The organism is Nocardiopsis sp. NPDC006139, from assembly GCF_040614155.1.
Classification (GTDB): Bacteria; Actinomycetota; Actinomycetes; order Streptosporangiales; family Streptosporangiaceae; genus Nocardiopsis; species Nocardiopsis changdeensis.
In genome coordinates, this window is record NZ_JBEXTT010000004.1 from 348,983 (window position 1) to 362,200 (window position 13,218).

Below are 13,218 nucleotides of genomic sequence, written 5' to 3' on the forward strand. Positions count from 1 at the left end.
GGGACCGGCCTCGGCCGCCATCGGCCGCCGTCCGACGGAGTAGGTTCTGGAGGGTGACACCTCCGCCTCCCCCCGCACTGCCCGGGACCCTGGCCGGACTGCGCGCGTCCGGCCACGAGCACCGCACGGTGGCCGCCGAGATCCGCGCGAACCTGCTGTCCCGCATGGCCTCCGGCCGCCCGCGCTTCCCGGGGACGCACGGGTTCGACGCCACCGTGCTGCCCGCCCTGGAGAAGGCCCTGCTGGCCGGGCACGACGTCGTCCTGCTCGGCGAGCGGGGCCAGGGCAAGACCCGGCTCATCCGCGCCGTCGCCGGCCTGTTGGACGAGTGGTCCCCGGCGGTCGCCGGGTGTTCCGTGAACGATCACCCCTACGCCCCGGTGTGCCCCTCCTGCCTGCGGCGGGCCGCCGCGGAGGGCGGCGACCTGCCGGTGGTGTGGCGCCACCGCTCCGAGCGCTACGGGGAGAAGCTCGCCACCCCCGACACCGGCACCGCCGAGCTGATCGGCGACATCGACCCGGCCCGCCTGGCCGAGGGCCGCTCCCTGGGGGACCCCGAGACCGTCCACTACGGCCTGGTGCCGCGCGCCAACCGCGGCGTGTTCTGCGTCAACGAGCTGCCCGACCTGCCCGCCCGCGCCCAGGTGGCGCTGTTCAACGTGCTGGAGGAGCGCGACCTCCAGATCCGCGGGTACGCGCTGCGCCTGCCGCTGGACCTGCTGCTGCTGGCCAGCGCCAACCCCGACGACTACACCGACCGGGGGCGGATCGTCACCCCGCTCAAGGACCGGTTCGGCGCCCAGGTGCGCACCCACTACCCGCCGACCCTGGACGACGAGCGGGCGGTGCTGCGCCAGGAGGCGTCGGTGCCCGGCGGCACCGTGGTCCCCGGGCACCTGTGGGAGGCCGTCGCCCGGTTCACGAGGCTGGCCCGCGGCTCCCGCAAGGTCGACCCCCGCTCCGGCGTGTCGGTCCGGTTCGCGGTCGCCGCGGTGGAGACGGTTGCGGCCTCCGCCCTGCGCAGGTCCGCGCTGGCCGGGGAGGAGGTCCCGGTGGCCCGGGTGTGCGACCTGGCCTCCGCCGTGCCCTCGCTGCTGGGCAAGGTGGAGTTCGCGATGGGCCATGAGGAGGACGGCGAGGCGATCCTGCTCGGGTTGCTGCGCCGGGCCGTCTCCGACACCTTCCGCGCCCGGCTGGGGGACGTGGACCTGGCCCCGCTGGCCGACCGGTTCGCCGCGGGCGGCACGGTGGAGAGCGGCGACCTGGTGGGGGCGGCCGAGCTGCTGCGCCGGATCGGGGCGGTGCCCGGGCTGGCGGCGATGATCGCGGCCGCCGCACCCGAGGACGAGGACGGCCCGGCCTCCCCCGGGCTGGCCGCGGCGGTGGTGGAGTTCGCGCTGGAGGGCCTCTACCTGGAACGACGCCTGTCCAAGGACATCGTTGCCGACGGAGGGGTCTACCGGTTCTGAAAGCCGGGAACATAACGGGTCGTCGCGCACCCCTGGAGGTAGTGGTTGTGAGGTTCCGGTACCGGGAGTACATGGGAGGCCCCGACCCCCTGGCCGAACCCGACCCGCCGCCCGAGGAGGCCGTCGGGGCCGCCCGCGCCCTGCTCGACCTGATCGCGCAGGCCCCCGGCGCCGACGACGGCGTGGGAGCCGTGGAGAAGGCGGTGGCCCGCTACGCGGAGGGCGACCGGTCGGCCCTGAACGCCCTGGACTCCCCCGGAGCCCTGCTGGGCCGCGCCCTGGGGCCCGGGGCCCGTGAGCTGTGGGACCGGCTGGACCGCGCCGACCACGGGCTGAGCCCGCGCGAGCTGCGGCGGCTGGCCGAGGTGGCGCTGGGCGAGGCGCGCGCCGCCCCCCGCCCGGGCCCGCACCGGGGCGGGCTGCGGGGCGATCCGGGCACCGACCCGACCGGCCGCGACGTCCCCTACCGGGCGGACCGGCCGCTGGACGCGGTGGCCAGCATGCGCCGGGCGATGCTGCGCCGGGCCGCCGACACCGCCGACACCGCCGCGCTGCGGGCACGGGACCTGCGGTCGGCGCAGACCGAGCCGTCCTCCGGGTGGGCGGTGTCGCTGCTGGTGGACCTGTCCCACTCGATGGCGGCGCGATCCCTGCACGAGGCCGCTGTGCGCACCGCGCTGGCGCTGGACGCCCTGGTGCGCCGCCACCCCGGTGACCGGGTGCAGTGGGTGGGGTTCGGCGAGACCGCCCGCGAGACGGATCCCGCCGAGCTGGTCGCCCACCCGTGGGGCCGGGTCCCCGGCACCAACCTGCACCACGCGCTGCGGCTGGCGCGCGGGTACCGCAGGCGCCACCCCGGCCTGGCCCACCGCGTCCTGGTGGTCACCGACGGGGAGCCCACCGCCCACCTGGGAGAGGACGGCGACGCCCGGTTCTCCTGGCCGGCGAGCCCGCGCACCGCGGAGGTGACGGTCGCCGAGCTGGACGCCGCGGTGCGGGAGGGGGCGCGGGTGACGTTCTTCCTGCTCTCCGACGACCCGCGGCTGCGAGCCTTCCGCGACCTGGTGGTGCGGCGGCGCGGCGTGGACGCGGTCGCCGCCGACGCGGAGGCCCTGGCGCCCCTGCTGCTCGACTCCTACCTCGGCGGGCGGCCGTGGCCGCGTGCATGAGCCGGGCTCACATGCTTCTGCACGTGCGTTTCAGCGCTCGAAGATGTTGACGTCCGAGGCCATGAGCAGCAGTTCCTCCGGAGCGTCGCCGCCGGAGTACAGCAGCTGGTGGCGGTTGGCGGGCATGATCGTCTCGGTGAACCGCAACGGGCGGTCGCCGTCGTAGACGACCCGCTCGTGGACGAGCAGCGGGATGCCCGGGCCCAGGTTGAAGGAGTCCGCCTCGTCCTGGGACGGCATGCGGGCGCCCACGATGTCCCAGTTCCACTCCTCCCGGTACCCCAGGTCGCGCAGCACGGAGGTGACGCCCTGCTCCAGGTGCTGGGGGGACATGAGGGGGGTGTTGCTGGCGATGGTGAAGGGGAAGAAGGTGACCTGGGACTGCCAGAGGCCGCCCTCGACGAACCGGTCGCAGGAGCGGATGACCACCAGGCCGCCGTTGGGCCCCTGCTCCTCGCCGCCCCAGCGCAGGCGCTTGGCCACCCGCGGCCGCATGGTGTCGAGGCTGACCTTGATCTGCTGCTCGATCAGGTCGTACCCGGCCTCGCGCAGGTGCGGCTGGTAGCCGTCCTCGAAGCGCTCGGAGTCGGTGCCGCCGGAGACCGGGGTGGCCAGGTGGACGATGGGCCGGTGGTCGGCGACGAACGCGCCGCGCCCCGCCTGGATGTCGATGACCCCCTCGTCCTGGAGGATGCGCATGCCCAGCCGGGCGGTGGCCCGGGAGACGCCGAACTGCTCGGCGAGCTCCTCCTCGCCCGGTAGCCGCTCGCCCGGTTTGAAGTCGCCGCGGGAGAGGGCCTCGCGCAGGTGATCGGCGACCACCGTCTTCTTCGACGTGCTCATGCGTGTCCTTACGTCCCGTCCGCCCGGCCGCCGTCGGCCGCGGGGGGCCGCCTGCGCGGAGCGGGCGGCCTTTCCCCGTCAACGGACGGACCCCGTCCCGGGTTCTCCCCCGCGGAGGGGCCCGCGTACCACCGGAACGCCCGCCCCGGAGCGGCGGGCGCCCGCCGGGCGCGCGGGTCAGTCGCGGTGGTAGGCACTGATGTCACCGTGCTCGTACTGGTAGCGGATGCTGTGACCGGCGTAGACGGTCTCGACCACCCGGATCGGCCGCTCCTCGGAGAGGTCGGTGCGGTGGACCCACAGCACCGGCACCCCGGGGGGCAGCTCCAGCTGGGCGGCCTCGCTGGGGCTGGGCATCCGGGTCTCCAGCTCGTCCACGAACCCGACCTGCCGGTGGCCGTGTTCGGCCATGACCGACAGGCCGCTCTCCACGTCCTCGGGCAGCATGAGCGGCGTCCCCTGGACCAGGTCCATCGGGTAGAACGCCGAGCTGATGGACCCGGAGATCTCGCCGGAGAAGCGGTACATGCGCCGGACCACCGTCATGTCGCCCTCGGGGACGCGCAGCCGGCTGGCGAGGTCGGCGTTGGCGCTGAGGAGCTGGAGCTCCTCCAGGGTCTGCCCGGCCATGTTGGACTCGTTGAACCCGTCGGCGCCCTTGGAGCGGTTGGCGTGGAAGGTCTCGGGGACGACGTCCTGCACGAAGTGGCCGCGGCCGGGGCGGCTGACGATCAGCCCCTGGTTGCGGAGCATGCCCAGCGCCAGCCTGACGGTGTTGCGGGAGGCGCTGAAACGCTCTTCGAGCTGCTTCTCCGAGGGCAGCTGCCCGCCGAGGGGCAGGCTCCCCTCCCTGATCTCCCGCCGCAGCGCTCGGGCGATCTGTCGATATCTGCTTTCTGCCCGCATAAGTCAGCCCTCAAGGGGGTAGCACTAGAACAACTTCACTTGTACCAACAAGGTGATCGGTACACCAAGCAAACGAGTCCGCCCGGTTCTGTTGAACCCATCATAGATGAAGGCCACCCTTAGTACACGGTGGCGCTGCCAGTTGGTCATACGGAAAAGCGACGATCGAGGCCCCAGGACCGGTCACCAACCGCCCGCAGACGGACACCGCACCCGCGGTGCCGGGCCCCACCCCCCGGGTGGCGGCACTCTCGACCGATAAGGAACAGCTCGGACCCAAACGGAGAACAGCCCATGTTCGCAAGCGTCATCATCGCCGTAGGCGGCCTCCTCCTGGCCCTGGCGGCCGGGTTCTTCCTCGCCGTCTCGATCGGCATCCGCCGCCAGGACGGCAAGGGGGGCTACCGCTCCCTGCGAGAGGAGGACGACAACAGCGCCCTCTCCCGCACCGGCAGCCTGGTCGTCGGCCTGCACTTCGCCAACCCCGCCCAGCGCGGGAACACCCCCCGGGTCCCCGCTCCCCGACCCGCCCCCGAGCGAGACCGTACGCCCACCACGGTCTAGCCCGGGGCGGCAGGAGCACCCCGCACGGCACAACGGAGTGCCCACCCCGTTGCAGCCCACCCCCGTCGACAGAGCAGGAGCGCCGCGCCGGGCCCGGCAGAGTCGCCGAGGAGCCCGCGCGGCAGGACCTCGGGCGCTGCGGATACGGCGGGCGGACCCCCGAAGGGGCCCGCCGGCGCCTCAGCCCTCCAGAGCCTGCAGCAGGTCGGCCACCAGGTCGTCAGCCGACTCGATGCCCACGGAGATCCGGACCAGATCCGCCGGGACCTCCAGCGGGGAGCCCGCGGTGGAGGCGTGCGTCATCCGCCCCGGGTGCTCGATCAGGGACTCCACCCCGCCCAGGGACTCGCCCAGGGTGAAGACCTGCGTACGCTCGCACACCCTCAGAGCAGCCTTCTCCCCGTCGCGCAGAGCGAAGGAGACCATCCCACCGAAGGACCGCATCTGCCGCTCCGCGATCTTGTGCCCCGGGTGCCCCTCCAGACCCGGGTAGAAGACCTTGCGCACCGCCGGGTGGCCCTCCAGCGCGGCCACGACCTTCTCGGCGTTGGCGCTGTGCCGGTCCATCCGCACGCCCAGGGTCTTGACCCCCCGCAGGGTCAGCCAGGAATCGAAGGGCCCCGGAATAGCTCCCATGGTGTTCTGGTGGAATGCCAGCCGCTCGCCCAGTTCGGCGTCGGCCACCACGAGCGCGCCGCCGACGACGTCGGAGTGCCCGCCCAGGTACTTGGTGGTCGAGTGGACGACGACGTCCGCGCCCAGGGTCAGCGGCCGCTGCAGGTAGGACGAGGCGAACGTGTTGTCCACGACGTGGATCGCCCCGGCGTCGTGGGCGATCTGCGCGACCGTCTCGATGTCGGTGATGTTGAGCAGCGGGTTGGTGGGCGTCTCGGTCCAGATCACCTTGGTCTCCGGGCGCACCGCCGCCCGCACCGCCTCGGTGTCGGTCTGGTCGACCGCGTCCCAGGAGACCCCCCAGCGCTCGACCACCTTGGAGACCAGGCGGAAGGTGCCGCCGTAGGCGTCGCCCGGGATGATGATGTGGTCGCCCGGGGACAGCACCGTGCGCAGCAGGGTGTCCTCGGCCGCCATGCCGGAGGCGAACGCCAGGCCGCGCACGCCGTCCTCCAGTGCGGCCAGGCACTCCTCCAGGGCGGCCCGGGTGGGGTTGCCGGTGCGGGAGTACTCGTAGCCCCGGCGCAGCCCGCCCACGCCGTCCTGGGCGTAGGTGCTGGTCTGGTAGATCGGCACCACCACGGCCCCGGTGCCCGCGTCGGGCTCCTGGCCCGCGTGGATGGCCAGCGTCTCGAATCCGTCGAACTTCATGGGCACCACGATAGTGCCCGCGGACCCGCCCGGACCCGTTTTCCCCAGCCCCTCTTCCTGCGCGAACGGCGCCCCGGCCGACCGATCGCCCCGGGCCGGACCGCGACCCGGGCCAGCGGTGGACCGCGGCCCGGAACCGGGATCGGACCACGGCCCCGAACCGGGACCGGACCGGTCTCCCCGGCCCCTTCTCCTGCGCGAACGGCACCCCGGCCGACCGATCGCCCCCGGGACGGACCGGGACACGGCCCGGAGCCGGGGTCAGACCGGCGGGAAGCGGGTGGGGGTGCCCGGCTGCGGGGGCTTCTCCGGGGCGCCGGGCAGCGGCCCGGCGGCGGGGGTGGGCACGCGGGTGGGCGTGCCCGTGTCGCGCAGCGGCGGACGCCAGCCCAGCTCGGGCTCGTAGGTGCGCACGACCCTGCCCGGGACGCCCGCGACGACCGCGTGGTCGGGGTAGGTGCCCGGCCGCACGACCGTCCCGGCCGCCACCACGCAGTTGCGGCCCAGGTGGACGCCGGGCAGGATCACCGCGTTCGCGCCGATCCAGGTGCCCGCGCCGATGCTCACCGGGTCGTCGACCGGCCACTGGAGGCCGACCGGGATCTCGGTGTTGGCGTAGGAGTGGTTCTGGTCGGTGATGTACACGTAGGGGCCGGTGTACACGTGGTCGCCGATGTCGATCGACTTGTGGGCGACGATGTGGGAGCCGCGCCCGATGGCGCACCCCGAGCCGATCCGCACGACCGTGCCCGGGCCCAGGTCGTAGTCGGGGCCCATCCCGGCGGCCAGGGTCATGTCCCCGCCCAGCACCGTGAAGGCGCCGATCTCGATCCAGGGCTCGCCGTAGAGCGTGGCCGTGGGGAAGGCGATGGCGGAGCCGTCGCCGAAACGCGCGAACCTGCGCGCGGCACGGGAACCGGAGCGGATCTCCGCGTGACCGCGCGCGTACGACCAGAGCGAACGGATGATCCAGGACAACAGCCGCGACACGCGAGCTCCCATGTGTTACCTGCCAGTAGCCTCGCCGCGAACATTAGCAGTGTTCGAGTATGCGCCCCGATGTCCGTTCCGTTCGCACCGGGGCCCGAACAACGCTCGGTTCCGAGCGCGGTCCGGGCCCGCGGTGCCGTGTCCGGTCCGTCAGTTCGACAGGTGGGCCAGCAGGTCCTGCCGGGTGAGAATGCCCACGGGCTTGCCGTCGCGCAGCACCACCAGGGCGCCCGACGTGCGCAGCAGCCGCACGCAGTCGGCCACCGGCGTGCCGGTGCCCACCGTGGCCAGCGGGCGGCCCATGTGCGCCTCCACCCGGTCGTCCAGCTGCGCCCGGCCGTCGAACAGGGCGTCCAGGACGTCGCGCTCGGCGAGGGAGCCCACCACCTCGGCCGCCATCACCGGCGGCTCCTCCTTCATGACCGGCAGCTGGGAGACCCCGTACTCGCGCATGATCGCGACCGCCGTGCCGACGGTCTCCTCCGGGTGCGTGTGCACGAAGTCGGGCAGCTCCCCGCCCTTGGCGGCCAGCACCTCGCCCGCAGTGGCCCCCTCCGTGTCGGCGGACAGGAAGCCGTAGTCGGACATCCACTCGTCGTTGAAGATCTTGCCCAGGTAGCCGCGCCCGCCGTCGGGCAGCAGCACCACGATCACGTCGTCGGGCCCGGCGTCGCGGGCCACCCGCAGCGCCGCCTCCACGGCCAGGCCGCAGGAGCCGCCCACCAGCAGGGCCTCCTCGCGGGCCAGGCGGCGCGTCATCAGGAACGAGTCCTTGTCGCTGACCGCCACGATCTCGTCGCAGATCCCGGTGTCGTAGGTGCCCGGCCAGATGTCCTCGCCGACGCCCTCCACCAGGTACGGGCGGCCCGAGCCGCCCGAGTACACCGAGCCCTCCGGGTCGGCGCCCACGATCTTCACCGCCCCCTTGGAGACCTCCTTGAGGTAGCGGCCGGTGCCGCTGATGGTGCCGCCGGTGCCGATGCCCGCCACGAAGTGCGTGATACGGCCCTCGGTCTGCTCCCAGATCTCCGGACCGGTGGAGTGGTAGTGCGACTCCGGGTTGTTCGTGTTCTCGTACTGGTTCGGCTTCCACGCGCCGGGGATCTCCCGGGCCAGCCGGTCCGAGACCGAGTAGTACGACTCCGGGTGCTCGGGGGCGACCGTGGTCGGGCACACCACGACCTCGGCCCCGTAGGCGCGCAGCACCGAGAGCTTGTCCGGGCCCACCTTGTCCGGGCAGACGAAGACGCAGCGGTAGCCCTTCTCCTGGGCGACCATCGCCAGGCCGATGCCGGTGTTGCCGGAGGTCGGCTCCACGATGGTGCCGCCCGGCCTGAGCTCGCCGCTCTTCTCGGCGGCCTCGACCATGCGCAGGGCGATGCGGTCCTTCACCGAGCCGCCCGGGTTGAAGTACTCGACCTTGGCCACCACCGTGGGGGCGTTCGGCCCCAGGCCCTCGGTCACCTTCCGCAGCCGGACGAGCGGGGTGTTCCCCACCAGGTCGATCAGTGAGTCGTATACCCGCACTTCATGCTCCCTTGCATCGTGGCGACCGGGTTCCGGCCCGCCGTTCGACTCGCGCCCCCGATGGCGCAGGCCCGGGGGCCACAGGGCCGGTCCGGCCCGTTCCCACCCGACTCTAACGCCCCCATCAGCGGGTTCCGCGCGCTCGGCCGGTCCCGGTCCGGACGGGGCCGTGGCCCCCGGGTTCGACCGTGCTCACCCCGGGGTTCGGACGCTGTTCCGCCGGGGTACGTGACCAGGCCTCCCCCCGCCGGTAGCCTCGATGGTCCGACCGGCCCGCCGCGCAGGGGCGCGGGTCGGAGGCCCGACGCCGCGGAGGTCGTCCCGATGCTGCGAGCCGCACGCGCACGGCGGATAGCCGCGGCCACCGCGTTCGGTGGCGGCGGGCTCACCCTGGTGGGCGCGGGAACGCTGGCCCTCCTCTACCTCCAGGCCCGGCTGGCCCGCCGGGCGGTGGGGGTCACCGAGTGGGAGAGGCCCGTCGTCAACGGGCTGCACGGCCAGGGCGAGGGGCCGCCGATCCGCATGCTCATGATGGGCGACTCCACCGCGGCGGGGTTCGCCGTCCAGACCGCGGCCCAGACCCCCTCGGTGCTGCTGGCGACCGGCCTGTCCAACGCCGCCGACCGGCCGGTGCGGCTGCGCTGCACCGCGTTCCCGGGCGCCACCTCGGCCACCCTGGCCGGGCAGGCGGAGCGGTCCGGGGCGCTGGCCGAGGGCACCCGCTACGACGTGGCGGTGGTGTTCATCGGCGCCAACGACGTCATCCGCCGGGTGCGGCCCAGCGACGCGGTGTCCGACCTGCGCGACGTCGTGCGGAGCCTGACGGACCGGGGGACGGCGGTGGTGGTGGCGACCTGCCCGGACCTGGGCACGGTGCGCCCCATCGGGTGGCCGCTGCGCTCGGTGGCGCGGCGGGCCTCGCGCCAGCTGGCGGCCGCCCAGACCATCGCCGTCACCGAGGCGGGCGGCCGCACGGTCTCCTTGAGCGACCTGCTGGCCGACGAGTTCCGGGCCGACCCCTCGCTCATGTTCGGCCCCGACCGGTTCCACCCTTCGGCGCGCGGCTACGCCCAGGCGGCGTTCGCGGTGCTGCCGTCGGTGTGCACGGCGCTGGGGCTGCTCCCGGAACCGGACGCGCTGCCGACCGCGGGCATCCTGCCGGTGGACCGGGCCGCCGTGGTCGCCGCGGAGAACCCCGGCACCGAGGTGTCCGCCGCCGGCGACCCCGCGCAGGGGCGGCGGGGCCGCTGGTCGGCCCTGGTCCGCCGGCCGCTGGCCGGCCTGCGGGGCCCCTCCGCCGACCGGGCGCGGGTCCCCGCGGACGCGGGGGCGCCCGCCGAGGCCCCGCGGCCCGAACCCGGGGATCGGTGAGATCACGGACAAGGACGACCCCGGGTGGCGCGGGAGGGCGACCTCCGGGTTTACTGACTGGTAACAAGATCTGCCGCGTCCGGCACCACGCCGGTCGCACACCTGTAGCTCCACTCCGATAGGGACGCCGCCATGCCCGAAGCAGTCATCGTCGCCACCGCCCGTTCCCCGATCGGGCGCGCCTTCAAGGGTTCGCTCAAGGACATCCGCCCCGACGACCTCGCCGCCCAGGTCATCGGCGCCGCCCTGGCCAAGGTCCCGCAGCTGGACCCGTCCTCGATCGACGACCTCATGCTCGGCTGCGGGCTGCCCGGCGGCGAGCAGGGCTTCAACATGGCCCGCGTGGTCGCCGTCCAGCTCGGCCTGGACACGGTGCCCGGCACCACCATCACCCGCTACTGCTCCTCCTCGCTGCAGACCACCCGGATGGCCCTGCACGCGATCCGGGCCGGCGAGGGCGACGTGTTCATCTCCGCCGGCGTGGAGGCCGTGAGCCGCTTCGCCAACGGCAGCAGCGACAACCCGCAGAACGAGAACCCGCTGTTCGCCGACGCCAAGGCCCGCACCGAGAAGCGCGCCCAGGCCGGCACCGCCGCCTGGACCGACCCGCGCGAGGACGGCGCCCTGCCGGACGTCTACATCGCGATGGGCCAGACCGCCGAGAACGTCGCCCAGATCACCGGCGTCTCCCGGCAGCGCCAGGACGAGTTCGCCGTCCGCTCGCAGAACCTCGCCGAGAAGTCCCTGGACAACGGCTTCTGGGAGCGCGAGATCGTCCCGATCACCCTGCCCGACGGCACCGTGGTCACCACCGACGACGGCATCCGCCGCGGCACCACCTACGAGAAGGTCTCCCAGCTCCAGCCGGTGTTCCGCCCCGACGGCACCGTCACCGCGGGCAACGCCTGCCCGCTCAACGACGGCGCCTCGGCGCTGGTCATCATGAGCGACACCAAGGCCGCGCAGCTGGGCCTGACCCCGCTGGCCCGCATCGTGTCCACCGGCGTCACCGGCCTGAGCCCGGAGATCATGGGCCTGGGCCCGGTCGAGGCCTCCAAGCAGGCCCTGGCCCGCGCCAACATGGCGATCGGCGACATCGACCTGGTCGAGATCAACGAGGCGTTCGCCGCCCAGGTCCTGCCCTCCGCCGACCAGCTGGGCGTGGACATCGACGCGCAGCTGAACGTCAACGGCGGCGGCATCGCGGTCGGCCACCCGTTCGGCAGCACCGGCGCCCGCATCACCGGCACGCTGATCAACGGGCTCCGGTTCCACGACAAGACCTTCGGCCTGGAGACCATGTGCGTCGGCGGCGGCCAGGGCATGGCGGCCGTCTTCGAGCGCCTGAGCTGACCCGCTCCCGTACAGGGGGCCGGGGCGCGCGCTCCGGCCCCTCCTGCTTTTTCCGCACCTCTCCGCGTTTTCCGGACTTTCGCCCCGCCGCCCGAGGCGACTCCGGAACACGTGCGGGGACCGCTTAGCACCGGCGGTAACGGTCGTCCAGGGCACCTTGGCAAACGTTCCCGCACGCGCAAGGTAAAAGCCGGTGTCCGGGGCTTGTCCATACCGTGATCCTGATGCAGTGTCGCAGGTAAGCGTCAAACGCCAACGCACTGCCGGAGGTGCCCATGCCGGTAACCCACTCGCCGGAAGTCCACGCCAAGCTCATCGAACGCATCCCGGCCGTCACCGGCCGCGGACTCCACGAGTGGTTCGACGCCCTCGACCAGGGACCGGGCCTGCTCCGCTGCTCCGACCGGGCCAACTGGCTCGCCGACGAGTACGGGCTGCCCCCGTGGTACGCCCAGGCCCTCGTCACCGAATACGACCGACGACGACGCAACCGCTCCATCCCCGCACCGCGCCGCGCGGGCGAGCGGAGCACGGAGTCGGCCTGAGGCCGGCCCCGGACCGCACCCGCTCCACGAACGGGCGAAGGGCCGTCCCGGCACTGCCGGAACGGCCCTTCTCCGTACTGCGGACGAACGGTCGCCGTCGGCTACTCGGCGAAGATCGTCTTGATGATCCAGAGCAGGCGCAGGATCTCGATGTAGAGCCAGACCAGGGAGACGGTCAGGCCGAAGGCGAACTGCCAGGCGAACTTGGCCGGGATACCGGCGTTGATGCCCTCCTCGATGCCCCGGAACTCCAGGGCCAGGGTGCAGGCCGCGATGACGATGAAGACCAGGCCGACGACCAGGCCCAGCGGGCTGGGCTCGCGGATGCCGATGCCGCCGCTGATGAAGAAGCTCGCGACGAAGTTGACCAGCATCAGGGCCGCGGCGCCCAGGGTGGCGTACATGACCACCTTGGCGAAGCCGTCGGTGACCTTGATGACGCGGAACTTGTACAGCGCCAGCATCACGCCGAAGACCAGGACCGTGCCCAGTACCGCCTGGGTGATGAGGGTGCCTCCGGCACCCGCGTCGCCGGTGGTGCCCACCAGCAGGGCGGCCAGGTAGGCCGTCAGACCGCCGACGAGCAGGCCCTCGAAGGCCGCGTAGGCCAGGATGGCCACCGGGTTGGTGCTGCTCGTGAACGCGATGACCAGGCCGAGGACGAGGGCGCCGATGATGCCGACGATCCACAGGCCCAGGCCCAGGCCCGGGTTGGCCTGGAAGACGAAGTAGTTGACGACGGCCGTGAGCGCCACGACGCCGAGTGTCATGCCCGTGCGCACCACGACGTCGTCGATGGTCATCCGGGCTTCGCCGTGGCCCTGGGCGGGGCCGCCCGGGTAGCCCTGCTGGGGGTAACCCTGCTGCGGGTAGCCCTGCTGGGGGTAGGGCTGGCCGTAACCCTGCTGGCCGTAGCCCTGCTGGGGGTAGCCCTGCTGCGGGTACGGCTGTCCGTACCCCTGCTGGGGGTGACCCTGCTGCTGGCCGTACCCTGCCGGGCCGGCCTGCTGGAGCGCCCGCTTGAGAACGGGGTTGGAACTGCGCATCCGCATGTCCAGGAAGACCTTTCGAAACCGTGGATTGCTGCCCACAAGGTAACGCACCGGACTCCGGCGGGGTTCCGGCGCGCAGGTCACCGTTGGGAAACGGCTCCGG

At 73.2% G+C, this 13,218-nt stretch carries 12 protein-coding genes; 6 read left to right on the forward strand and 6 right to left on the reverse strand.

All coding sequences use genetic code 11. The features are described from left to right. Window positions 1-53: 53 nt before the first annotated feature. Together ABZ249_RS07660 and ABZ249_RS07665 are read left to right on the forward strand one after the other, a co-directional pair. A complete protein-coding gene (locus ABZ249_RS07660; RefSeq protein WP_355258663.1) occupies window positions 54-1,469 on the forward strand; it encodes a sigma 54-interacting transcriptional regulator in 1,416 nt (471 codons plus the stop codon). A gap of 47 nt (window positions 1,470-1,516) precedes the next feature. After that, window positions 1,517-2,638: a hypothetical protein gene (locus tag ABZ249_RS07665; RefSeq protein ID WP_355258666.1), complete on the forward strand. Its 1,122-nt coding sequence runs from the start codon at window positions 1,517-1,519 to the stop codon at window positions 2,636-2,638. 30 nt (window positions 2,639-2,668) lie between these two features. Here the strand turns inward: ABZ249_RS07665 and ABZ249_RS07670 are convergent, their stop codons facing one another. Both ABZ249_RS07670 and ABZ249_RS07675 read right to left on the reverse strand, forming a co-directional pair. Then, a complete protein-coding gene (locus ABZ249_RS07670; RefSeq protein WP_355258669.1) occupies window positions 2,669-3,481 on the reverse strand; it encodes a GntR family transcriptional regulator in 813 nt (270 codons plus the stop codon). Between the two features lie 177 nt (window positions 3,482-3,658). Beyond that, window positions 3,659-4,387, reverse strand: coding sequence for a GntR family transcriptional regulator (locus ABZ249_RS07675; RefSeq protein WP_220563253.1), 729 nt, complete (start codon window positions 4,385-4,387; stop codon window positions 3,659-3,661). A 294-nt stretch (window positions 4,388-4,681) separates the two neighbouring features. On the opposite strand from ABZ249_RS07675, the gene ABZ249_RS07680 reads away from it, so the two are divergent. Next, the gene (locus ABZ249_RS07680; protein WP_355258672.1) at window positions 4,682-4,951 is read left to right on the forward strand and encodes a hypothetical protein; all 270 of its coding nucleotides are present in this window, start codon (window positions 4,682-4,684) and stop codon (window positions 4,949-4,951) included. A 180-nt stretch (window positions 4,952-5,131) separates the two neighbouring features. On the opposite strand, the gene ABZ249_RS07685 is transcribed toward ABZ249_RS07680, so the two are convergent. The 3 genes from ABZ249_RS07685 to ABZ249_RS07695 all read right to left on the reverse strand — a co-directional run bounded on the left by ABZ249_RS07685 (window position 5,132) and on the right by ABZ249_RS07695 (window position 8,794). Then, window positions 5,132-6,277 (reverse strand): cystathionine gamma-synthase, encoded by a 1,146-nt coding sequence (locus tag ABZ249_RS07685; RefSeq protein WP_220563255.1) that lies wholly within the window; start codon window positions 6,275-6,277, stop codon window positions 5,132-5,134. A 261-nt stretch (window positions 6,278-6,538) separates the two neighbouring features. After that, window positions 6,539-7,279, reverse strand: a complete 741-nt coding sequence (locus tag ABZ249_RS07690) for an acyltransferase (RefSeq protein WP_355258675.1) — start codon at window positions 7,277-7,279, stop codon at window positions 6,539-6,541. Window positions 7,280-7,417: 138 nt separating this feature from the next. Continuing rightward, window positions 7,418-8,794 carry a cystathionine beta-synthase gene (locus tag ABZ249_RS07695; protein WP_355258678.1) on the reverse strand — a complete coding sequence of 459 codons (1,377 nt, stop codon included), beginning with the start codon at window positions 8,792-8,794 and terminating at the stop codon, window positions 7,418-7,420. A gap of 324 nt (window positions 8,795-9,118) precedes the next feature. On the opposite strand from ABZ249_RS07695, the gene ABZ249_RS07700 reads away from it, so the two are divergent. The 3 genes from ABZ249_RS07700 (at window position 9,119) to ABZ249_RS07710 (ending at window position 12,063) form a co-directional block, all read left to right on the forward strand. Further along, window positions 9,119-10,165 carry an SGNH/GDSL hydrolase family protein gene (locus ABZ249_RS07700; RefSeq protein WP_355258681.1) on the forward strand — a complete coding sequence of 349 codons (1,047 nt, stop codon included), beginning with the start codon at window positions 9,119-9,121 and terminating at the stop codon, window positions 10,163-10,165. Between the two features lie 132 nt (window positions 10,166-10,297). Continuing rightward, a complete protein-coding gene (locus tag ABZ249_RS07705; RefSeq protein WP_355258684.1) occupies window positions 10,298-11,518 on the forward strand; it encodes an acetyl-CoA C-acetyltransferase in 1,221 nt (406 codons plus the stop codon). A 275-nt stretch (window positions 11,519-11,793) separates the two neighbouring features. Next, the gene (locus ABZ249_RS07710) at window positions 11,794-12,063 is read left to right on the forward strand and encodes a DUF4287 domain-containing protein (RefSeq protein ID WP_355258687.1); all 270 of its coding nucleotides are present in this window, start codon (window positions 11,794-11,796) and stop codon (window positions 12,061-12,063) included. A 101-nt stretch (window positions 12,064-12,164) separates the two neighbouring features. Here ABZ249_RS07710 and ABZ249_RS07715 read toward each other — a convergent pair whose 3' ends face one another. Next, window positions 12,165-13,115 carry a Bax inhibitor-1/YccA family protein gene (locus tag ABZ249_RS07715; protein WP_355258690.1) on the reverse strand — a complete coding sequence of 317 codons (951 nt, stop codon included), beginning with the start codon at window positions 13,113-13,115 and terminating at the stop codon, window positions 12,165-12,167. Window positions 13,116-13,218 lie beyond the last annotated feature (103 nt).